The following is a 23,019-nucleotide window of genomic DNA, read 5'->3' as shown; positions in this document are numbered from 1 at the left end:
CTAATTTTAGCTTTAATAATGGTACACAGTTAAAGGAAGCTAAAATGCTTCACCCAAGCTTAAATATAAACCACTTTGCCTTGCCTCGCCGGGCCTTTTCTCACCGAAACCATAATCAAAACGCATGGTGAGGCCCTTTTCTGTATCAAAAAAGTAGCGTAGCCCACCACCGTAATTAGGTTTAAGGTCATTAAAGCTGAACGAATTGTGAAAAACAGTACCTGTTCCGGCAAAGCCTACTATACCAAACCTATCGTTTAATCGGTAACGTAGTTCTGTTTGCCCAGCAATCAAATTACGGTCACGGTAACGGCCATTATAATAGCCTCGCATCATCTCATCATTACCTAGTACGGGTAATAAGTAAAAAGGAGATTGGCTACCCAGCAAACTTTGCTCCTGAATGTCTAATCCTAAAACTAAACGTTTATGTAAAGCAAAAAACTGGGCGTACTCGGCATTGAAATAGCTGCCTTGATAATTATGTTCGGCAAACAGGCCATGCATAATATTCAGGTAGCTGTTAATGATGATGCCACGAGTGGTATAAGTGTTGTTATTACGTGTATCAAACACTAGGGTAGGGCCGGCATATACTCCCGAACCGCCGTTTCTGTCGGCAGGGGTAAGTTCCAATTCAAAGTTTTTGCCGGTATTTGGTATTTGATATTGGTAGTCATATCCACCAAACACATAACCCGCATACAAATGAGGTGATAATTTTTTCTGCCCTGAAAAATCAAGTTTCAATCGCTTTTGGCTTACATGTTCTTTATCCTCCTTGCTGGTGCTATTGCCAATACCATAAAAATCAAATGGAAAATTAATGTAACTAATGCTTCCTGTATAATGGTAACGGTTTTGTGGTGTCCAGTAATTGCTGGAAAGGCTTAAACGTTGCTGCCCTTTGGTGGTAAAGGTGGCATAAGCAAATAGCTGTGAAACACGTGTACTTTTATCTGTTTTGTCACTATAAAACGAGTACAAACTCGAGGCGCCTAACTCCAAACCGGTTTCGGGCGCCGAGCTGAACGCTGGAAGCAAGAAAAAGCTTCCATTACGGCTGCTGTCTTTCTCAAACAGCATATGCCTTATAAATTTAGGTATAAAGCGAGGTTGCGCTTGTGCAGATTGAAAGAACACAAACAGCGCCAGTAAAAAAGACAGTCTTTTCATGTAGAACTTGTGCAAGGCTAAGTAAATAATCTGAGTTCATAACCAGTGTTGCTATTTATAACTACAAATGTTATTGTACATCAGTTATTTGCTAGTAGGTGCAAAGTTATTTTACATCACTATGTTTTTAGAATTTTTAATTCAAAAACCTGTTTAATTCAAAATGCCTACTTTTGCGCCTGATTTTAAAGTAATTAATAAATGAGTACAACAAAAGGACCAATATCAGCATTTATTGAGCGCAATTACCTGCATTTTAATGCTGCAGCTCTGGTTGATGCCGCTAAAGGCTATGAAGCCCACCTGCTGGAAGGCGGAAAAATGATGGTGACCCTGGCTGGTGCTATGAGTACAGCCGAATTGGGTATTTCATTAGCCGAAATGATCCGTCAGGATAAAATTGCTATAATTTCCTGTACTGGTGCCAACCTGGAAGAGGATATTATGAACCTGGTAGCTCACTCACATTACAAACGTGTGCCGAACTACCGCGATTTAAGTCCGCAGGATGAATGGGATTTACTGGAAAACCACTATAACCGTGTAACTGATACTTGCATTCCGGAAGAAGAAGCTTTCCGCCGTTTACAAAAGCATATTCATCAGATTTGGAAAGATGCTGATGATAAAGGTGAGCGTTATTTTCCGCATGAGTACATGTACAAAATATTACTGAGCGGTGAGTTGGAGCAGTACTATGAAATTGATCCTAAAAATTCATGGATGCTGGCTGCTGCTGAAAAGAATTTACCTATTGTAGTACCAGGATGGGAAGATTCAACCATGGGTAACATATTTGCATCTTACGTAATTAAAGGTCAAATCAAAGCCACTACCATGAAAAGCGGTATCGAATATATGGGCTGGTTGGCTGATTGGTATGTGCAAAACTCAGAAGGTAAAGGCATTGGCTTCTTTCAGATTGGCGGTGGTATAGCCGGCGATTTCCCAATCTGTGTAGTGCCTATGCTTTATCAAGATATGGAAATGGAAAATATTCCTTTCTGGAGTTACTTCTGCCAAATTTCTGACTCTACAACTTCTTACGGTTCGTACTCTGGCGCTGTACCTAATGAAAAAATTACATGGGGTAAGCTGGATATCCATACACCTAAGTTTATTGTTGAGTCTGACGCTACAATTGTAGTCCCTTTGATATTTGCTTGGATACTTAACCAATAATGGTGGTTTATAAACCTGCAATATATTAAATGAATAAACTTTTAAAACTATATAGTAAAAAAGCCCTTTTAAACAATATAAAGGGCTTTTTTTATTTCAGTTTAGAACGATTATAAATTAGAAACAAGTGTCACTAATTTGTCAGGCATAGTTTATAAAATTTTACTTTTGTGGACTGAAAAAGGCAGGCTACCTCTGTCTTTACAGCAGAATTGTTTCACAAACACAGAATTATTCAGCATAAATACGCTTTATGAGAAATATCTCATTACTTTTTAAACAGTTTTCAAGGTCGGTTTTACTCATCGCAGGATTAACTGTAATGAGCTTAGCTGCCCATGCGCAGGGCGATGCGGCTAAAGGCGAAGCTTTGTACAAAGCCAACTGTACCTCGTGTCACAAAATTGATCAGCGGCTTACCGGTCCTCCGCTGGGTTCAACTATATCATCAGAAACTGATGACAAGTGGTTAATCAAGTGGATTCAGAATAACCAAGCATTAATTGCTGCAAAGGATCCTAAAGCACTTAAGATTTATAATGAGTACAACCAACAAGGCATGAACGTGTTCACGAACTTGTCTGATGGTGATGTAACTAACATTATCACTTACGTTCGTGCTGAGTGGAAGAAAATGCAAGCTGCTCCTGCCGCTGGAGCTGCTGCCGGAACAGGTGCCGCTGCTGCTTCAGAAACCGGACCAAGCAGTACTTTGATTTTAGGCTTAATCGGCGTTATCATTGTTGCCTTTATTATTATACTGGTATTAAACCGTGTAATTGGCACTTTAGAACGTGTTCTGCTAAAACGTAAAGATTTACTGCCAGAAGAAGAAACGGTAACTACTGAAGGTGTTGCAGTTGATCGCTTTGCTTTAGTTAAGCAATTAGCTAAAAACAAAAAGCTGGTATTCTTCCTGATCTTGGCGGGTACAGTAGCTTTAGGTAGCTGGAGCTGGGTAACTATGTGGAACACCAATGTTCACCAAGGTTATCAGCCAGTACAGCCTATCAAATACTCTCACGAGTTGCATGCCGGCGTAATGAAAATCAATTGTCAATACTGCCACAGTCCGGCTTATAAAGGTAAAAACGCAACCATTCCATCGTTAAATATATGTATGAACTGTCACAAGGTGGTTAAAACCGAGTCGCCAGAAATTCATAAGATCTATGATGCATTGGGTTATGATCCGCAAACACAGAAATACGATACTACTAAGGCTCGTCCTATTCAGTGGGTACGTATTCACAACCTGCCTGATTTGGTTTACTTCAACCACTCACAGCACGTAAAAGTAGGTGGCTTACAATGCCAAACCTGCCACGGCCCTATCCAGACCATGAAAGAGGTGTACCAATATTCACCGCTTACCATGAAATGGTGTATTCAGTGCCACCGTCGTACTGAAGTAAACGGGAAAGGTAACGCTTATTATGACAATATCTTGAAATTGCATGATAAGCTGAAAAAAGGTGAAAAGGTAACAGAAGCCATGATGGGCGGTACCGAGTGTGCTAAATGCCACTATTAATTAATAACAAGAAACTTAGCAATTACAGTTTATATAGCTTAAATGGAAAGCAATAAAAAATACTGGAAAGGTTTAGAAGAGCTGAACAATACCCCGGAGTTTGTTGAATCAAACAAACACGAATTTGCTGAGTCTCTTCCGATTGAGGAAGTTTTAAGCGGCAATGGTCTTGCCGGTAAAACACCGCGCCGCGACTTTTTGAAAACTTTAGGTTTTGGTATCGGTGCAGTTTCACTGGCTGCTTGTCAAAAAGTTCCGGTTCATAAATCAATTCCTTACTTAATTAAACCTGAAGAGGTAACTCCAGGTGTAGCTAACTACTACGTATCTAGCTACAAAGGACATTCACTTCTGGTTAAAACCCGTGAAGGTCGTCCAATCAAAATTGAAGGTAACCCGAACGATGTACTGTCTAAAGGCGGTGTAAATGCTCAGGTGCAAGCTTCAATACTTAATTTATATGATGCAACCCGCCTAAAAGGGCCAATGCAGGATAATGGAGATGTAGCTTGGTCGCAACTGGATGAGTATGTAAAAGCTGAGCTGACTGCATTAAAAGCTAGTGGTAAAGCTATTTATTTAGTTTCATCAACTATCAACAGCCCTTCTACACTGCGTGCTATTGCTGACTTTACTGCGGCTTATCCAGCTACTAAACATATAACTTATGATGCGGTATCCTATACCGGCATCATTCAGGCTAATCAAAACAGCTTTGGTAAAGCCGTATTACCACACTATCGTTTTGATAATGCTGATGTAATTGTAAGCTTTGGTGCAGATTTCCTAGGTTCTTGGATTTCACAGGCTGAGTTTATGAGCCAATATGCGTCAAAACGTACCTGGAAACAAGTTGACGAAGGCAAAAAGATGTCTCGCCATATCCAGTTTGAAAGCCGCATGAGCTTAACTGGTAGTAACGCCGACGTTCGTATTCCGATTAAAGTTTCTGAAGAAGGCCCAGCTTTAGTTAACCTGTACAACGCCATTGCAGGCACTACTTTACCAGGTACTAAAAAGCTGAACAATGCTATAGCTGAAAATGCTATTGCCATTGCTGCTAAAGAACTGTTGAACGCTAAAGGCCGTGCCTTAGTGGTATCAGGCTCAAATGATGTAGCTACACAAGTATTGGTTAATGCTATCAACTCTTTACTGGGCAGCTACGGTACTACTATCGATTTAGATAATCCATCATACCAATACGCTGGTAATGATAATGATATTGTGGCTTTGATGGAGCAAATGAAAGGCGGTGCAGTAGGTGCCGTGTTATTCATGGGCGCAAATCCGGTTTATGATTACTATCAAAGCAGTGCATTTGCTGACGCATTAAAGAAAGTACGTTTAAAAGTATCTTTCGCAGGTCATGCTGATGAAACTGGTGCAGAGTGTAACATCTTAGCTCCAACACATAATTACCTTGAATCATGGGGTGACGAAAACCCAATTGAAGGTTACTATACCGTTGTTCAGCCAACCATCAACCCGGTATATGATACCCGCCAAGCTGAGCAAAGTTTACTGATTTGGGCTAATGCTCCGGTAAAAGATTATTATACCTACGTACGCAACACCTGGAACACTACATTGCTGGCCAAAGGCAATTTAGCCGGACAAGGTGGTTGGGAAGCGTTGCTGCAAAGCGGCTTTGTTAAGGCTGCTAATAAACCAGCAACTACTTACACCTTTAGCCGTGATTTGAATGCAGTAGCACAAACCATTTTGGCTCAAAGTGCTAAAGTAGCGGCCGACCAAGGTAAATTAGAGTTGCAGGTATATGAAAGCAACACTATTGGTGATGGTAATTATGCCAATAACCCTTGGTTGCAGGAGTTACCTGATCCGGTATCAAAAGTTACCTGGGATAACTTTGTATCCATGGCTCCTAAAACAGCCAACGATCTGAAAATTGAAGAAGGCGATTTAGTTAACATTAAAGCCAATAATTATTCAGCACAATTACCTGTGTTGCTGCAACCGGGTCAGGCTCAAGGCACCATTTCAATTGAATTAGGTTATGGCCGTACCAAATGTGGTAAAGTAGGCGAGGGTGTAGGCCGTAATGCTTTCCCGTACCGTTCTTTTGTTAATGGCACTTTCCAAGGTAACTTGGTAGCTGAAATTGAGAAAGTTGGTGGTGATAAAGTAATTCTGGCACAAACACAAACACACCACTCTTACGAAGGTCGTGATGTAATACGTGAAACTACACTGCAAGAATTTGTTAAAAATCCTGAAAAAGCGTTAGGTAAAGGCGAAAAGCATAAAACTTACGATTTGTGGGATGAATACGAGTACCCACAATATAACTGGGTAATGGCTATCGACCTGAATGCTTGTACAGGTTGTGGCGCTTGTGTGGTTGCTTGTAATGTTGAAAATAATATTCCGGTTGTAGGTCGTGATGAGGTTCGTCGTCGTCGTGAAATGCACTGGATTCGTATCGACCGTTACTACAGCTTTGACAACAAAGGTGAAACTGTAACCAAAGAGAAAGAGATTGATAAGTTAGATAACCTGGATCACGTATCGGTAACTTACCAACCGATGTTGTGCCAGCATTGTGATCATGCTCCTTGCGAAACAGTGTGCCCGGTATTAGCTACCACACACTCTTCAGAAGGCTTGAACCAAATGACTTATAACCGTTGCGTAGGTACACGTTATTGCGCGAACAACTGTCCATACAAAGTACGTCGTTTCAACTGGTTCAATTACTGGAACGATTCACGTTTCGAAAACTACCTGCAAAATGATTACACCGAGCTGGTATTGAATCCAGATGTAACTACACGTTTCCGCGGTGTAATGGAAAAATGTTCTTTATGCGTACAGCGTATTCAAGCTGGTAAATTACAAGCTAAACTGCAAAAACGTCCGTTGAAAGATGGTGACATTAAAGTAGCTTGTCAGCAAACCTGCCCAACTAACGCTATCGTTTTTGGTAACGTAAATGATCCAAACTCTGAAGTAGCTAAGGCGTTAAAGAGTGAAAGAACATACTATGTACTGGAAGAATTAAACGTGAAACCAGGTATTGGTTACCAGGCAAAAGTTAGAAACAGAACTGCAACAGAGGCTTAAACATTTACAAGAGACTATAAATATGGCATCTCACGGTGAAGCAATAATCAGGGAACCGTTAATTACGGGTAAAAAAATCACCTACGCTCAAATTACGAACGAGGTATTAAACCCTGTTGAAAATAAACCTAATATGGCTTGGTGGATTGGTTTCACCATGGCCTCATTGGGGGCAATGTTATGGACATTCTCTATCGGCTGGACTTTCTGGTACGGTATCGGAGCCTGGGGTTTGAATAAAACTGTAGGTTGGGCTTGGGATATCACCGGTTTCGTATGGTGGGTAGGTATCGGTCACGCTGGTACATTGATCTCTGCGGTATTATTAATTTTCCGCCAAAACTGGCGTAACTCTATCAACCGTTCAGCAGAAGCGATGACTATCTTCGCGGTTATTTGTGCGGCAACTTACATCTTTGGTCACATGGGCCGCCCATGGTTAGCTTACTGGACTTTACCACTACCTAACCAATACGGTTCATTATGGGTTGACTGGAACTCGGCCCTGATGATGGACGTGTTTGCGATTTCTACATACTTTTCCGTATCATTAGTATTCTGGTACACTGGTTTATTACCAGATATCGCCAGTATCCGCGACCGTGCTACTGGTTTACGCCGCCGTATCTATTCTATCCTTTCTTTCGGATGGACTGGTTCGGTAAAAACCTGGCAACGTTTTGAAACTGTATCATTAATCCTGGCTGGTATATCAACACCATTAGTACTTTCGGTACACACCATCGTATCTTTTGACTTTGCTACATCATTGGAACCAGGCTGGCACACTACCATTTTCCCACCATACTTCGTTGCAGGTGCGATATTCTCTGGTTTTGCCATGGTACAAACGTTGTTGCTGGTAGCTCGTAAAGTATTAGGCTTAGAAAACTACATTACCATGTTCCACATTGAATCTATGAACAAGATTATCTTGTTAACAGGTTCAGTAGTAGGTGTGGCATATATTACTGAGTTCTTCATCGCTTGGTACTCTGGTGTAGAAGCTGAGCAATATGCTTTCATCAACCGTTCAACTGGTCCGTACTGGTGGGCTTACTGGAGCATGATGACTTGTAACGTAATTACGCCGCAGCTGTTCTGGTTTAAACGTGTACGTATCAATATTCCACTTTCATGGATTCTATCTATTGTGGTTAACATTGGTATGTGGTTCGAGCGTTTCGTAATTATCGTAACCTCATTACACCGTGACTTTATTCCATCAAGCTGGGCTATGTTTTACCCAACCTGGACAGATGTGGGCATCTTCGTAGGATCAATCGGTTTATTCTTTACCATGTTCCTGTTGTTTATCCGGGTGCTGCCATCTGTAGCTATGGCAGAAGTGAAACTGCTGCTGAAATCATCTAGCGAGCAGGCCAAGAAGAAATTGCTTGATGAAGGGCATATAGAGCCTGAGCAAGCAGAGTTCTATAAAGAATCATTAGAAAAGTACGACAGTGTTGAACTATCTCAATACCAAAAAGCATAATCATGAGCAGCACTAAATTTATACTGGGTTGTTTTGACGACCCGGATGATATGATGCACGGCATCGAGAAATTACAAAAGAGCAGTATTCCAATTTACGATGTGTATTCGCCAATGCCTATACACGGTATAGAAGCAAAGTTGGGAATCAAAGAATCACGTTTGGGTTATGCTGCATTCTGTTTCGGTTGCTTAGGTGCTACAGTTATATTCAGCTTGGTGTACTATACACTGGTGCATGACTGGCCAATGAACATAGGTGGTAAACCGCATTTTGCAATTCCAAACTTTGTACCGTTTACTTTTGAGTGGACTATTCTGTTTACTGCATTTGGTATGGTGATTACCTTTTTCTACGCTACACACCTTTTTCCGGGCCGGGCACCACGAGTAATGGACTTGCGGGCTACTGATGACCGTTTTGTGATAGCAATTAATGCTAAAGGCAATGTGCCACATGATGATATTACCCGCCTGTTGAAAGAAGCTGGCGCCGTTGAAGTTAAGCATAACGACAGAAAATATGTTAGCTATGAGTAAAATGAAAATATTTGGTGTAACCATAGTTACAGCTGCTGCGGCTATATTGGCAACAGCTTGTAATGACAAGCGTAGCACCGGTTGGGAATATGCGCCAAATATGTACGAGCATATTGCCTTTGAATACGACCAAAAGAATCCAAATTTCAAAGACGGTAAAACTGCACAATTGCCTCCTGCTGGAACTATTCCGCTGGGCTTTACCCGCTTTGATTATCCTAATACCCGCGATGGTTACAATCTGGCCAGTACAGAAGTGAAAAACCCACTTGCAATGACCCAGACTAATTATGCAGAAGGTAAAGTATTGTTCGAGCACTTTTGCTCACCTTGTCATGGTATGACCGGACAAGGCGACGGATTAGTTGTTCAGCATGGTTATCCAGCTCCGCCTTCTTATTCTAAAGGACAATCATCACGCGGTGGCGCAATGAAAGATCTGACAGACGGTAAAATATATCATACGGTTACTTACGGTGTAAATGCTATGGGCTCTTATGCCTCTCAATTGGCACCTGATGAACGCTGGAAAGTAATCATGTATGTTCACCATTTACAAACTCTATAACTATTTATTTGAATGAGCACTCATCAACATAATTTTACAGAACGATTTGAATTTGCCGGCAAAGCCAAAACGCTGAGCTTGGTTGGTATCGTTTTAGGTGTGCTGGGTATTATTTACGGCTTTTTAAGTGGTGAACAAAATATCCAGCGTACGTTTTCAAACCTATTGCTGGGCAGTTATTATTTTGTAGGCATAGGTTTAGCTGGTGTATTCTTTTTAGCTTACCAATATGTAGCACAGGCTGGCTGGTCAGTAGGTTTATTGCGCATCCCCCAAGCTTTTGCACGTACGTTAGGTATTGGTGCTGTTATCTTGATTGTTATAGTAACCGCAGGTTTGTTAACCAAGCACCATATCATGGAAGAAGGCAAAGAAGTACTAGCTCCTTACCTGTATGCACATTGGGCTACTCCGGGCTTAACTACTCCGGGTAGCGAAAACTATGATGCTGTAATTGCCGGTAAAGCGCCTTTCTTAACTATACCTTTCTTCTTTGGTATGTTAATCATCTTATTAGGCTTATATACCTTATTTGGCCGTTTGCTGGTTAACTATTCAAATAACGAAGACGTTTTAGGAGGTATGCTGAATTACAACAAAAGCTTTAAAATTTCAGCGATATTCCTGGTAATATTTGGTTTTACTTTCCCGATTTATGCTTTTGGTACCATCATGTCATTAGAAGCACACTGGTTTTCAACAATGTTCGGTTGGTACAACTTAGCAGCCATCCACGTTACTGGTTTAGCAGTAATTGGTTTAACCTTGATTATACTAAAACAAAACGGTTACTTCTCATGGGTAAATGAAAACCATTTACATGATTTGGGTAAACTAATGTTTGGTTTCTCAATCTTCTGGACTTACGTATGGTTTGCACAATTCTTCCTGATTTGGTATGCCAACATGCCTGAAGAAACAGTATACATCTACCAGCGTTGGGAGCCGGAATATAAATTTTGGTACTGGTTGAACATTGGTTTAAACTTCGTTGCACCATTGTTTCTGTTGATGAAAAATGATGACAAACGTTCATTAAACAGAATGAAGATGGTTTGTATCATTTTAATCATCGGTCACTGGTTAGATTTTTATCAAATGATTATGCCAGGTACTATTGAGAAGACTAAAACTTTCGACATTCTTGAATTTGTACATTGTGCTTTAATTTTCTCAGGTTTCGCCGGATTGTTTACTTATCTGATGCTCACTGCGTTAAGTAAATTTGAATCGCTCGTACCTAAAAAGCACCCATTCATTGAGGAAAGTCTGCATCATCACATATAATATTTGCTAACTTTGTAAAACATTAGAAGACCAAACAAACATTTACAAATGGGATTCAATTTAATAAAATATAAAAAGTTTTTTTCGCTGTTAGCCGTTATGCTGTTGGGCATCAACTGGGTAATGGCTCAGGCTACCAGCTCTAATACAACGGCTGTAGATACTGGCGACAAAACCGCACAAACAGCTGGCATGTGGACAGGTGTTGGTTATTATGTATTATTGTTCCTGGTTGTTTGCATCGTTGTTGGCATTATTGGAAAAATTTTGAAAGTATACGACTTGACTTTGCAGATGCAAGGTAAAAAAGGCGTAAACTGGAATAATGTGATGTCTGTATTATTCATCGTTTTCATGCTGCTTGGCTTGGTTGGTGTATATTACTCCTTCACTGTACATGGCAGTATGATTTTGCCAGAGTCAGCATCTGTACATGGGGCTACCTTAGATACTATGATGTGGATTACGTTTGGTATTACAGTGGTGGTTTTCTTTGCTACACAAATCATGCTGTTCGTATTTGTTTTCAAATACCGTCAGTCCGATAAACGTAAAGCATACTACGTTCCTCATAATAACACTATTGAAAAGTTGTGGACTATTGTACCTGCGGTAGTGTTAACTATCCTGGTTGTATTCGGCTTCTTCGCTTGGAGAAAAATTACTAACACGGTTGATGCTAAAGGTGAAACAGCATCGTTAAATGTAGATGTGACCGGTCACCAGTTTGCTTGGGAAATTCGTTATCCAGGCCGTGATGGTAAATTAGGTGCTAAAAACTATAAATTGATTAACGGTACTAATAAATTAGGTATTGATTACAAAGATCGTAACAGCTTTGATGATTTACAGGCTGATACTCTAATGATACCTGTAAATAAATCAGTAAGGTTAAACATTATTGCACAGGATGTTATCCATAGTGTTTACATGCCTAACTTCCGTGTGCAGATGAATGCTGTACCGGGTTTACCTACCTTCTTCAAATTTACGCCTACTATCACGACTGCCGATATGCGTCAGCGTTTAGATCAGCCTGATTTCAACTATCACTTATACTGCAACAAAATCTGTGGTGGTAGCCATTACAATATGCAAAAGCTGGTTGTAGTTGTTACTGAATCGGAGTTCCAAAACTGGTTGGCTCGTCAAAAGCCATATCTAACCGATCAGATGAAAAAAGAAATGAAGCTGGCTGATAATCCGCTTTATCAAAAATCGGTATTACAAAATAGTTTAGCGTCAAATAAATAATTCAAGACTAGCGATTATGTCAACATTATCAGTTCAGGGTCACGGGGTTGCGCATCATGATCACGATCACGAACACCACCATAACGAAACTTTCCTGACAAAGTACGTCTTTAGTCAGGACCATAAAATGATTGCCCGTCAATTTTTGATTACGGGTATCGTAATGGCTGTTATAGCCATGGTATTGTCTATCTTATTCCGTATACAATTAGCATATCCTGATAAATCTTTTCCTTTTATGGAAACTTTGTTAGGTCGTTTTGCACCTGAAGGCCGTATCGATGCTAACTTTTATTTGGCATTGGTTACTATACATGGTACCATCATGGTATTCTTCGTATTAACAGCCGGTTTGAGCGGTACCTTCAGTAACTTGCTTATTCCTTACCAATTAGGTGCAAGGGATATGGCTTCACCTTTTATGAACATGCTTTCATACTGGTTCTTCTTCATTGCAAGTATCATTATGTTAAGTTCATTCTTTGTACAAAAAGGTCCTGCTGGTCCGGGATGGACCATTTATCCGCCGCTTTCTGCTATGCCAAAAGCTATGCCGAACTCAGGCTTAGGTATGACGCTGTGGTTAGCTAGTATGGTATTGTTTATTGCTTCTCAGCTAATGGGGGGTATCAACTATATCAGTACCATTCTGAACATGCGTACTAAAGGTATGGACCTTTGGAAAATGCCTTTAACTATCTGGGCTTTCTTCTTAACTGCTGTATTAGGTTTATTAGCTTTCCCGGTATTAGTTGCAGGTGTGGTTCTATTGATCTTTGATCGTAGTTTCGGTACTAGCTTCTATTTATCTGATATCGTTGTACAAGGTCAGCAAATGCCTTACGAGGGTGGTAGCCCAATTTTGTTCCAGCATTTGTTCTGGTTCTTAGGTCACCCTGAGGTATATATTGTAATTATGCCTGCAATGGGTATCGTATCTGAGGTAATGGCAACTAACTCACGTAAGCCTATCTTCGGTTACCATGCCATGGTTTACTCATTAATTGGTATTACTGTATTATCATTTATCGTATGGGGGCACCACATGTTTGTAACGGGTATGAATCCGTTCTTGGGTGGAGTGTTCATGATTACGACGTTGATTATTGCGGTACCATCGGCAGTTAAAACGTTCAACTGGCTGGCAACACTGTGGCGTGGTAATATCCGCTTCACACCTGCTATGCTATATTCTATCGGTTTCGTTTCCTTCTTCATTTCTGGTGGTTTAACTGGTATTTGGTTAGGTAATGCAGCGTTAGATATCAATTTACATGATACCTACTTCGTGGTAGCTCACTTTCACTTGGTAATGGGTTCAGCTGCTATATTTGGTATGCTGGCTGGTGTTTATCATTGGTTCCCGAAAATGTTCGGTCGTGAAATGGACGATAAATTAGGTTACCTGCACTTCTGGCTTACTTTCATTGGTGCTTACCTGGTATTCTTCCCAATGCACTTCATGGGCTTAGATGGTGTACCACGTCGTTATTATTCATTCACTGAAATTGAATCATTAAAACAGTGGATCTCAGTAAACACCTTTATCACTTGGGCTGCGATTATTTCAGCTCTGGCACAAGTAGCGTTCTTGTTCAACTTCTTCTATTCTATCTTCTTTGGTAAGAAAACCACGCAAAATCCTTGGGGTTCTACCACACTGGAATGGACTACACCAATTGAGCACATCCATGGTAACTGGCCAGGTGAAATACCAACTGTTTACCGTTGGCCTTATGATTACAGCAAGCCAGGGCATGATTCAGATTTCATCCCGCAAACTGTACCATTCTCACAAACTTTAACCTCAAATCTGCCACATGATTTTGAAGATAATCCTGTAGCGTTGGAAAAACATAAAGAGTGGGTGAACACTCAAAAGTCAAATGAGCAACAAGTAAAATAATACTTTTCTCAGGCTGATTATTTATAGGGTATCTGTTTAGGAAAAGTTTTCCGGTACAGATACCCTAATTTTTTAATATTTTTAAATGAGCATAGCAACAGCAAAAACAAAGTTTCAACAAATAAACCTTATTACTATTGTTTTGCTTTTTGTGTTAATATTAGCTGGTGGAGTAGTGCGTAGCAGTGGTTCTGGTATGGGATGCCCTGATTGGCCTAAATGTTTTGGCCGTTATATTCCACCTACTGATGTAAACGAACTACCTAAAGATTATAAACAAACGTACGTAGCTAAACGCATGAAAAAGAACCAACGCTTTGCCAAAACGTTGGATGTATTTGGCTATAGTGATTTAGCTACCCGTATCAGGCAAGATAAATCTATATTAGTTCCTGAAGAATTTAATGCTACCCGTACCTGGACAGAGTACATCAACAGGCTTGTTGGGGCACTATCAGGCTTATTTCTACTGTTATCTGCCGTTTACGCGTTCAATTACTGGAAGCAAGCTACCCGCATTCCGGTATTAAGCGTTGCTAACGTGATTTTAGTAGGCTTTCAAGCATGGCTAGGATCAATTGTTGTATCTACCAACTTGGTGGCTTGGATAGTTACCGTACACATGATATTGGCTCTTGTTATTTTAGCTATAACTATATATACTTATTATTACTCAAAAGTTCAGAGTAAGCCAGCCATAGAAAACAAGCTTATACCTCGTCTTTTAACAATATTAGCCGTGTTATTGAGTACTGTACAGATTGTATTTGGAACAGAAGTACGCGAAAAAATAGATGCAGTAGCTACTCAATACCAAGATCAGTCTCGTGGGAACTGGGTAAATGCAACCGGTAACATATTTACGCACCATCGCGACTTTGCTCTATTAGTGGTGCTGGCTAACGTTATACTGTTCTACTTTATTCGCAAAAGCTTTAATCCGCATTCTATTCACCAACAATTAATGAGCTTTGTGTTTTTGTTGATTATGTTGCAAGTGGGCACTGGTATTGCTTTATCCTATGCAGCCTTACCGCCAATAGCACAAGGGGCACATATTATACTAGCAAGCCTGATTTTTGGTGCACAATTTTACTTATTACTGAACTTAGGCCGAACAGCTAATTATACGGAGGTACGCAGATGAAGTGGGGTGATTTAATTAAACTGGTTAAGTTCAGGCTTACTTTCTTAGTCGTATTCTCTGCTTCTATCTCATTCCTGATTGGAAGTAAAGTGAATGGTGGTGACATTAACTGGATTAACTGGATCAAGCTGATTATAGGTGGGTTTTTGATTACCGGTGCGGCCAATGGCTTTAACGAGATTATAGAAAAAGACCTGGACCGTTTAATGAAACGTACAGCCGACCGCCCATTACCTGCAGGACGTATGACTAACGGACAAGCCTTGGTATTAAGTTTATTGATGGGAATGGGAGGTACTTATCTGTTGGGTAACTTAAATCTCCTTACAGGCTTCTTATCCGTATTTGCTATAGTATTATATGCATTTGCTTACACCCCTTTGAAACGTAAATCGCCTATTTCGGTGTTTGTAGGCGCTATACCCGGTGCCTTGCCACCGCTTATTGGCTATGTGGCCGCTCACCCTAAAATTGATCAGATTGCCTTAATTGTATTTGGCATTCAGTTCATGTGGCAATTGCCCCATTTCTGGGCTATTGCATGGGTTATTGATGATGATTACAAACTGGCAGGATTCAGATTATTGCCTACCGGAACCCGTAGTCGTGTAAGTGCTGTAGTCATCTTTATATTCACGCTGGCTTTACTGCCTGTAAGCTTACTGCCAACCTGGTACCATTATGGTGGCTATTATGTAGGAGTGGTCTCTTTAATTTGCAGCGTTATATTTTTGTACCAGGCATTTGTTTTAATGCGCACTTTAGAAGTAAAATCGGCCCGTTCATTAATGTTCGGCTCTTTCCTGTATCTGCCTATTGTGCAGTTAATGTTTTTGTTTGATTTTATCAATAAGTAAAACTTATGGCTCAATTACCTCAAGATAATACAAAACTTAATTTAGCGCCTAAACGCTTTAACATGTGGATATTTATATTCACTTCCTTTATGTTTTTTGCTGCATTAACCAGTGCTTTCATCGTGTATAGCGGCAGCAAAGGGCATGCACTTAATGTAATATTGCCTAAGGCTTTCATGTTTAGTACTGCTGCCATTATACTAAGTAGTAGTACCGTGTACATGGCTACACAGGCTGCCAAAGGCTTGCAGTTTGCCAAGCAGCGGTTGTATTTGTGGCTTACGCTGGCTTTGGGTATAATATTCTTTGTTATACAGATTTATGGCTGGTATGTATTAGCATTCCGCATGAATGTGTATTTCATCAATCCAAATGCTTCACAATCCTTCATTTATGTATTTTCAGGCATGCACCTGCTACACATTTTGGCAGGTTTGGTGTTAATAATTGTAAGCTTAGTTGGCACTTACCGGAAAACGCCACAGGTAATAAATTTGTTCCGGATGGAGATGGGTTCTATTTTTTGGCATTTTGTTGATATTATATGGATTTATCTCTACGTTTTTTTACTTTTGAACCAGAATTAATAACCATTTTTTAATAAGTACACATGAGTGCAACAACGGTTACATCACCTATAGATGAAGTGAAAACTACCCCTTGGTCGGGTGGAAGATCGCCGTTTTCAGTTGAATACGGCAAAATGATGATGTGGTTTTTCCTGTTATCGGATGCGTTTACCTTTTCGTCATTATTGATTGCTTATGGCGCCTTACGTTTCAGCTCCAATAGCTGGCCCGCGCCTGATCGAGTTTTTGAATCTATCCCGTTTGTAGTTGAGCATGGTGCGCCACTGGTATTCGTGGGTATCATGACCTTTATCCTCATTATGAGCTCAGTTACTATGGTATTAGGCGTTGAAGCCGGACATCGTGGTGCTCGTAAAGAAGTAGCCGGTTGGATGGTTGCTACTATTATTGGTGGTTTTATGTTTTTAGGATGCCAGGCTTTAGAGTGGACTCACTTACATAAAGATGGTTTTTGGTGGGGCAGTATTCCTCATCCTGAAGTATTGAAAGAGTTCTTCAACCACGGTCAGCCTGTATCTACTACTTACGCACAGCAGTTTGCTAATTTGTTTTTTACTATCACTGGTTTTCACGGTTTTCACGTATTCAGTGGTGTAATCATTAATTGTATCATCTTGGCAAATGTATTAGCTGGTACCTATGATCGTCGTGGTAGCTACCTGATGGTTGAAAAAGTAGGCTTGTACTGGCACTTTGTAGACTTAGTTTGGGTATTCGTATTTACCTTCTTTTATTTAGTTTAACCTCATAATCTGATTTAATTATGTCATCAGAAACACATCATCATACAGAACATCATGCCGATGAGCATGATACCATGACTCGTTCTAAAATATGGCAGGTGTTCTTCGTACTGCTGGGTATTACCGCAGTCGAATTCATTATAGCCTTAGCCTTGGTTCCGAAAGGTATCATTCCATTACATTTTGCCAACCCAATCTATATTCTGCTTACTTTAGCTAAAGCATTTTATATTGTGGCTTATTTCATGCACTTAAAATTTGAAAAAGTAGGTTTACTATATTCTATTTTAGTGCCTATTATTTTCATCATCGGTTTGATACTCGTATTAACCAATGAAAGTCACCACTGGGTGGATTTAAGGATGTAATGAATAACCTAAAAGGTACATTAAAAAAAGGTATAATCCTGGTGCTCATCTTAGCAGTACCAGGATTTTTATATTATTTACTAACTGTAAAAGGTAAAAACCGGTACAAACCTTTACCTTTTTACGGCCCCAAAATAGTAGCTAAAACCGGGCATAAGTTTCACGGTAAATACATTCCTGATACCATCTATCATAAGCTGGATGATTTTAAACTGATTGACCAGAATGGGCATCCAGTATCATTTAAAACTTTCCAGGGAAAAATTTTTATAGCCAGCTTTTTTTATACGCATTGCCCTACAGTTTGCAACGAAGTAAATAAGCATCTGGATAGCTTGGTATCAGCCTATGTTAAAAACCGAATGGTAAAGTTCATCACCATTACAGTTGACCCGAACCGTGATACACCTGACGCTTTAAAGCAATACGCACAGAAGTATAAAAAGCCTGATAGTAAATGGTTGTTTGCTACAGGTGATACTACTACCATCTACAATTTGGCACGTAAAGGCTTTCTGGTAAATGCAGCACGGGCTGGTGATGATTTTATTTACGATAACAATTTAATACTGATAGATCAGGATAAACGCATACGAGGCTACTATACCGGAACATCACCCGTAGAAGTAAGTCGGCTTAACGATGAGATAAAAGTGCAGATAGCCGAAGAGCTGCGTAAAATTAAAGCCCCTGAATTATAAACATGACTATAAGCGATAAATTTATATTCCGGTTTGTGGCCGGTATATCTGTATTTGTTTTTGTGGTAGTGGTTATACTAAGTATGAAAGTATTGCCAAAGCCGCATGTATCATCTGAACTGTTGTACTTTTTACCTAAGCTAAATGCCATATTAAATGGTAGTTGCAGTGTCTTGCTGTTACTATCACTTTATTTCATTACACATGGTAAAGTAGTGTTACACAAGCGCACCAATATTTTGGCTTTTACCTTGTCTTCACTATTTTTGGTATCTTACATTCTATTCCATTGGTTAGCGCCTGAAACCCGCTTTGGCGACTTAAATGCCGATGGGTCATTATCGCCAGAAGAAAAAAGTGCAGCAGGCAATATACGCTATGTGTACTATGTTATATTAATAACACACATTATACTGGCAGCTGGTGTTTTACCTTTAATACTGCTAAGTTTTTATCGTGGTTTGCAAATGCAGATAGCCAAACACAAAAAGCTGGTACGATGGACTTTTCCCATCTGGCTGTATGTAACCATTACTGGTGTAATTGTTTACATGATGATTGCACCATACTATAATTTTTAACACAGAATAAAGTATTTTTGTAAGAATATGAAGCGTTTAAAATTTGCATTATTTAGTGTACTGTTTATAGGGTTAGTGATAGTGAATGCAGTACCTGCAAAAGCACAATGCGCTATGTGTACCGCTAATGCCGAGGCTGGTACTAAAAACGGAAGTACGGTAGCCAAAGGTCTTAACGGCGGCATTATGTATTTGCTGGCTGCACCTTATCTGGCTGTAGCAGCTTTGGGCTTTGTTTGGTATAAAAAATACCGTCGTAAAAGCGTTGACATGAACATGGGCAACGAAAAATTTCACTTAAACTAAACTCTCTGGTTCTGCTTAGGCAGAAAAATTTAATAAAAGCTGATTATGGCACATACACCAAAAGCATGGGCGATGTTGCACGGCATGTGTCCGCGCTGTCGGCGAGGCAAAATGTTTAATGGCATGATGTACAGCATAAGCGGCAACAAAATGAATGAAGTATGCTCGCATTGCGGACTGCATTTTGAAATTGAACCCGGGTACTTTTATGCTGCCATGTACGTAAGTTACGCCTTAAACGTAGCCGAAGCTGTAACTCTGGCAGTAGCTACTTATGTGCTAACAGGCAATCTGGAATCGCCATGGTTGTATTTAGTTATCATATTACTGGGATGCGTTCTACTATCTCCTTTTAATTACCGTTACTCCAGAGTTATGTTGTTGTATTGGTTGTCACCCAAAATACATTACCAGCCTCAGTTAGATACCGATGATGATAAAGCCTGAAACATTCGCATTCCTGGCTGATTTAGCTGAGAATAATAACCGTGACTGGTTTCAGACCAATAAACAGCGGTTTAATGATGCCCAGGAAAACATGACAGCCTTTGCAGCCGAACTGATTAAGGCATTGGCTAATACTGATAGTTACGTAGATGCAGCAATAGAGCCTAAAAAAACGGTAATGCGTATTTACCGGGATGTGCGGTTCAGTAAGGATAAAACGCCTTACAAAACCAACATGGCTATAGGTAGGCTTACTCGTTATAACATACCTGAAATAGGCTATTGGCTGCAAATTGAACCCGGGCAGTCATTTATAGCTGGTGGTTACTGGATGCCCTCCAATGAACATTTAAAAGCTATACGGCAAGAAATTGATTATAGCGGATCAAAGCTGATACGAATTGTTGATGCCCCTGAATTTAAAGAGCTATTCGGTGAATTTCGTGATCAGGAACAGCTGAAAACATTACCGAAAGGCTACGAGGCCGATCATGAAAACATTCGTTTGCTCAAGCTGAAAAGCTTTATTGCTTATCGCGACTTGACCAATGAAGAGTTACAAGCTGAAGATGCAGTTAAAAAAGTAGCTTCGCTATGTAGTAAAATACAGCCGCTTAATGTATTTTTAAACCAAGCTATTAACTAAGCTTATACTTAAACAGATCATGAAAATAAAATATGGTTTACTGGCAGCCATTATATGCCTGATGATGCATTCGTGCGTTGTGTTATCTCCTAAAAAATACAAAACTTTAGTAGCTCAGCGAGATTCACTACAAAGCCGTACCAACAATTTAGAGGCAGAACTGGCCCGTTTGCAATCTGATACCGCTCGCTTACACCGTGAAATGACAGAGTTACAGCGCAACTACAACACGCTAAACGGAAGCTACAACGCTTTAAACAGTGAAAATAAAGCCAACTCCAGTCGGTTAACCAAATTGTCTGGGGATTTACAACAACGTGAAGCCCGTTTACAGGAAGTAGAAGATATATTGCGCAAGCGTGATGCTGCAACCAACGCTTTGAAAGATAAGCTGCAAAAAGCATTATTAGGCTTTCAGCAAAGTGGGTTATCGGTTGATATACGTAATGGTAAAGTATATGTATCGTTAACAGATAAGCTGTTGTTCCCATCAGGCAGTATTGTGATTGATGAACATGGTAAAGAAGCGTTAAAGCAACTAGCTGCAGTATTAAATAAGGAGTCCGACATTAATCTTTCTGTAGAAGGGCATACAGATAATCAGCGTGTAGTAAACCTGGGCCAGATTAAAGACAATTGGGATTTAAGTGTATTACGGGCTACTTCAGTGACCCGCTATTTAACAGAAGTAGAAAAGATAGATCCGCAACGTATTACGGCAACCGGTAAAGGCCAATATCAGCCTATTGATCCGGCTAGTACACCAGAAGCGCGGGCCAGAAACCGTCGTATTGAAATTGTGCTGACACCAAAATTAGATGAGTTATACAACCTCATTACCAAATAATCTGCAAAGCCTCTGATACAAATCAGGGGCTTTGTTGTTAATAGGCTAAATTGTGTAATATGAAAACTTACGCCATTATTTCTGATATTCATGGTAATTCGCTAGCCTTACAAGCAGTACTTAACGATATTAAAGTCCGACAAGTTGAAACCATTATTAACTTGGGTGATCATGTATTTGGCGCATTAGAGCCGGAGCAAACGGCCGAGCTATTGCGCCAAAATCCTATGTTATGCATAAGTGGCAACACCGACCGGGAAATACTGGAAAGTTTAGACAAACCATCCGAGAAAGAAAACATGGAAAGGGTGAAGGCTGATTTATCAGAACAGACAATTGCCTGGTTGAAAAGTCTGCCTCAAACTACCATTCACGATCAGCTGTTTTTTGTATGCCATGGTACGCCTGAGAGTGATAACGAGTATTTGTTAGAGCAGGTAACACCAGAAGGTGTGTTCGTTTATAATGATGAAGATTTGATAGCTAAAATACAGCATATAAAAGAACGCATTATTTTGTGTGGTCACTCGCATGTAAACCGGGTAATATATTTATCGAACGGGAAAATTATTCTGAACCCAGGTAGTGTGGGGTTGCCAGCATATTTGGGTGTAGGTGAACATCGTTTTGCGATGGAATCCATGACGCCACATGCCAAATACGCCATTGTGCATGCCGATGGTAATAATATTAGTATAGAACAGGTGCTTTGTGCTTACGATTGGCACCGGGCCTCAGAAGCGGCCTTGCGCAATGGTAGCGAAAAATGGTCTGCATTCTTACTACACGGAAGAATGCCCAAAGCCTTACGTATCGAAAGGTAAGGTGGGAGCTTTAAAAAAAAGAACCAGGAATATAAATATTCCTGGTTCTTTTTTTTAAAAGCTATTTTAGAAAGGGCTCTTAAAATCAGCAAACGTAGGCAGCAACTCATCTTTAGGAGATAAAAGAACATCTTTTTCGTTTATGCTCCAGCCAATAGCGAGTTGCGGATCATTCCAGATTACACCAATTTCAGATGCTTTGTCGTAAAAGTTAGTTACTTTGTAAGTGAAAATAGTGTTATCTTCCAGAGTTACAAAGCCATGTAAAAAGCCTGGTGGAATCCAGAATTGAACATGATTATCACCATTTAGTTCTACGGTTACATGTTGGCCGTAAGTAGGCGAATTTTTGCGTATATCAACAGCAACATCCAAAACGCTACCTTGCAACACACGTACCAGCTTACCTTGTGCAAACGGATCAGCCTGACCATGTAAGCCTCTTAGCGTTCCTTTTTGCGAAAAAGATTGATTGTCTTGTACAAAGTTGGCTGTAATACCTGCTTCTTGAAACTTTTGCTGATTATAGCTCTCGTAAAAGTAGCCTCTATCGTCAGGGAAAATGCGAGGCTCAATAATCAATAGTCCTTCGATAGTAGTTGTTGTAATTTTCATTTTTAGTTTATCGTTTTCATCAAGCTGTTGAACAACACAAATCGATTTTCAAACTGCTGATTGTGTAAGGTATGTAACCGATGCACATGGGTGCTGCTAAATTGATGATATTTGTTAATATCATCTGTCATGTATTGAATACAGTAAGTGGCTCCTTCGTTAGGTGAATCCAGCACGGCTAAAATCTGATGATTATCAAAGAGCCCGGTAGCTAAAACTGCGGGTATATGTTCCTTTTGTATCCATTGCAGCCATTCCTGTTCAATGGTATCATCTATCACAAAGGTTTCGTTATAAATAATCATGTACAGCAAAATTA

At 40.1% G+C, this 23,019-nt stretch carries 24 protein-coding genes; 21 read left to right on the top strand and 3 right to left on the bottom strand.

The window, feature by feature from the left end; genetic code table 11:
* Positions 1-39: 39 nt before the first annotated feature.
* Positions 40-1,176 (bottom strand): BamA/TamA family outer membrane protein, encoded by a 1,137-nt coding sequence (locus HH214_RS07205; RefSeq protein WP_169606679.1) that lies wholly within the window; start codon positions 1,174-1,176, stop codon positions 40-42.
* A 201-nt stretch (positions 1,177-1,377) separates the two neighbouring features.
* On the opposite strand from HH214_RS07205, the gene HH214_RS07200 reads away from it, so the two are divergent.
* The 21 genes from HH214_RS07200 to HH214_RS07100 all read left to right on the top strand — a co-directional run bounded on the left by HH214_RS07200 (position 1,378) and on the right by HH214_RS07100 (position 22,085).
* On the top strand, positions 1,378-2,358 hold the full coding sequence (locus tag HH214_RS07200; protein WP_169606678.1) for a deoxyhypusine synthase family protein: 981 nt from the start codon (positions 1,378-1,380) through the stop codon (positions 2,356-2,358).
* A gap of 322 nt (positions 2,359-2,680) precedes the next feature.
* Positions 2,681-3,892, top strand: coding sequence for a c-type cytochrome (locus HH214_RS07195; RefSeq protein ID WP_315853198.1), 1,212 nt, complete (start codon positions 2,681-2,683; stop codon positions 3,890-3,892).
* Positions 3,893-3,934: 42 nt separating this feature from the next.
* Positions 3,935-6,979, top strand: a complete 3,045-nt coding sequence (locus tag HH214_RS07190) for a TAT-variant-translocated molybdopterin oxidoreductase (RefSeq protein WP_169606676.1) — start codon at positions 3,935-3,937, stop codon at positions 6,977-6,979.
* Positions 6,980-7,001: 22 nt separating this feature from the next.
* The gene (gene nrfD, locus HH214_RS07185; RefSeq protein ID WP_169606675.1) at positions 7,002-8,474 is read left to right on the top strand and encodes an NrfD/PsrC family molybdoenzyme membrane anchor subunit; all 1,473 of its coding nucleotides are present in this window, start codon (positions 7,002-7,004) and stop codon (positions 8,472-8,474) included.
* A gap of 2 nt (positions 8,475-8,476) precedes the next feature.
* Positions 8,477-9,013 carry a DUF3341 domain-containing protein gene (locus HH214_RS07180; RefSeq protein WP_169606674.1) on the top strand — a complete coding sequence of 179 codons (537 nt, stop codon included), beginning with the start codon at positions 8,477-8,479 and terminating at the stop codon, positions 9,011-9,013.
* Complete coding sequence (locus HH214_RS07175; protein WP_315853197.1) at positions 9,006-9,581, top strand: c-type cytochrome; 576 nt, start codon at positions 9,006-9,008, stop codon at positions 9,579-9,581. Before HH214_RS07180 ends, HH214_RS07175 begins: the two co-directional genes overlap by 8 nt.
* 12 nt (positions 9,582-9,593) lie before the next feature.
* Complete coding sequence (locus HH214_RS07170) at positions 9,594-10,868, top strand: quinol:cytochrome C oxidoreductase (protein WP_169606672.1); 1,275 nt, start codon at positions 9,594-9,596, stop codon at positions 10,866-10,868.
* A 48-nt stretch (positions 10,869-10,916) separates the two neighbouring features.
* A complete protein-coding gene (locus HH214_RS07165) occupies positions 10,917-12,122 on the top strand; it encodes a cytochrome c oxidase subunit II (protein ID WP_169606671.1) in 1,206 nt (401 codons plus the stop codon).
* Between the two features lie 16 nt (positions 12,123-12,138).
* Positions 12,139-14,028 carry a cytochrome c oxidase subunit I gene (locus tag HH214_RS07160; RefSeq protein ID WP_169606670.1) on the top strand — a complete coding sequence of 630 codons (1,890 nt, stop codon included), beginning with the start codon at positions 12,139-12,141 and terminating at the stop codon, positions 14,026-14,028.
* A gap of 85 nt (positions 14,029-14,113) precedes the next feature.
* Entirely contained in the window at positions 14,114-15,175 is a 1,062-nt protein-coding gene (locus HH214_RS07155) for a COX15/CtaA family protein (RefSeq protein ID WP_169606669.1), read from the top strand.
* On the top strand, positions 15,172-16,032 hold the full coding sequence (gene cyoE, locus HH214_RS07150; RefSeq protein WP_169606668.1) for a heme o synthase: 861 nt from the start codon (positions 15,172-15,174) through the stop codon (positions 16,030-16,032). Before HH214_RS07155 ends, cyoE begins: the two co-directional genes overlap by 4 nt.
* Positions 16,033-16,037: 5 nt before the next feature.
* Positions 16,038-16,619: a cytochrome c oxidase subunit 3 gene (locus HH214_RS07145; RefSeq protein ID WP_169606667.1), complete on the top strand. Its 582-nt coding sequence runs from the start codon at positions 16,038-16,040 to the stop codon at positions 16,617-16,619.
* Between the two features lie 23 nt (positions 16,620-16,642).
* Positions 16,643-17,365, top strand: coding sequence for a cytochrome c oxidase subunit 3 (locus tag HH214_RS07140; protein WP_169606666.1), 723 nt, complete (start codon positions 16,643-16,645; stop codon positions 17,363-17,365).
* A 20-nt stretch (positions 17,366-17,385) separates the two neighbouring features.
* Entirely contained in the window at positions 17,386-17,733 is a 348-nt protein-coding gene (locus HH214_RS07135) for a cytochrome C oxidase subunit IV family protein (protein ID WP_169606665.1), read from the top strand.
* The gene (locus HH214_RS07130; RefSeq protein ID WP_169606664.1) at positions 17,733-18,434 is read left to right on the top strand and encodes an SCO family protein; all 702 of its coding nucleotides are present in this window, start codon (positions 17,733-17,735) and stop codon (positions 18,432-18,434) included. The genes HH214_RS07135 and HH214_RS07130 overlap by 1 nt, the downstream gene beginning before the upstream one ends.
* A gap of 2 nt (positions 18,435-18,436) precedes the next feature.
* Positions 18,437-19,015, top strand: a complete 579-nt coding sequence (locus HH214_RS07125) for a DUF420 domain-containing protein (RefSeq protein WP_315853196.1) — start codon at positions 18,437-18,439, stop codon at positions 19,013-19,015.
* A gap of 27 nt (positions 19,016-19,042) precedes the next feature.
* The gene (locus HH214_RS07120; RefSeq protein ID WP_169606663.1) at positions 19,043-19,321 is read left to right on the top strand and encodes a hypothetical protein; all 279 of its coding nucleotides are present in this window, start codon (positions 19,043-19,045) and stop codon (positions 19,319-19,321) included.
* A 45-nt stretch (positions 19,322-19,366) separates the two neighbouring features.
* Positions 19,367-19,768, top strand: a complete 402-nt coding sequence (locus HH214_RS07115; RefSeq protein WP_169606662.1) for a DUF983 domain-containing protein — start codon at positions 19,367-19,369, stop codon at positions 19,766-19,768.
* Positions 19,752-20,414, top strand: a complete 663-nt coding sequence (locus tag HH214_RS07110; RefSeq protein ID WP_248282228.1) for a DUF2461 domain-containing protein — start codon at positions 19,752-19,754, stop codon at positions 20,412-20,414. The genes HH214_RS07115 and HH214_RS07110 overlap by 17 nt, the downstream gene beginning before the upstream one ends.
* Before the next feature lie 19 nt (positions 20,415-20,433).
* Positions 20,434-21,261 carry an OmpA family protein gene (locus HH214_RS07105; RefSeq protein ID WP_248282227.1) on the top strand — a complete coding sequence of 276 codons (828 nt, stop codon included), beginning with the start codon at positions 20,434-20,436 and terminating at the stop codon, positions 21,259-21,261.
* Positions 21,262-21,320: 59 nt separating this feature from the next.
* Complete coding sequence (locus HH214_RS07100) at positions 21,321-22,085, top strand: metallophosphoesterase family protein (RefSeq protein ID WP_169606661.1); 765 nt, start codon at positions 21,321-21,323, stop codon at positions 22,083-22,085.
* Positions 22,086-22,151: 66 nt separating this feature from the next.
* On the opposite strand, the gene rfbC is transcribed toward HH214_RS07100, so the two are convergent.
* Both rfbC and HH214_RS07090 read right to left on the bottom strand, forming a co-directional pair.
* The gene (gene rfbC, locus HH214_RS07095; protein WP_169606660.1) at positions 22,152-22,700 is read right to left on the bottom strand and encodes a dTDP-4-dehydrorhamnose 3,5-epimerase; all 549 of its coding nucleotides are present in this window, start codon (positions 22,698-22,700) and stop codon (positions 22,152-22,154) included.
* Positions 22,701-22,702: 2 nt separating this feature from the next.
* Positions 22,703-23,005, bottom strand: a complete 303-nt coding sequence (locus HH214_RS07090; RefSeq protein WP_169606659.1) for a DUF4286 family protein — start codon at positions 23,003-23,005, stop codon at positions 22,703-22,705.
* Between the last annotated feature and the right edge of the window lie 14 nt (positions 23,006-23,019).

The organism is Mucilaginibacter robiniae, from assembly GCF_012849215.1.
GTDB classification, from domain to species: Bacteria; Bacteroidota; Bacteroidia; order Sphingobacteriales; family Sphingobacteriaceae; genus Mucilaginibacter; species Mucilaginibacter robiniae.
Note: the sequence above shows the minus strand (reverse complement) of the source record. Positions and strands in the feature narration are given on the sequence as shown.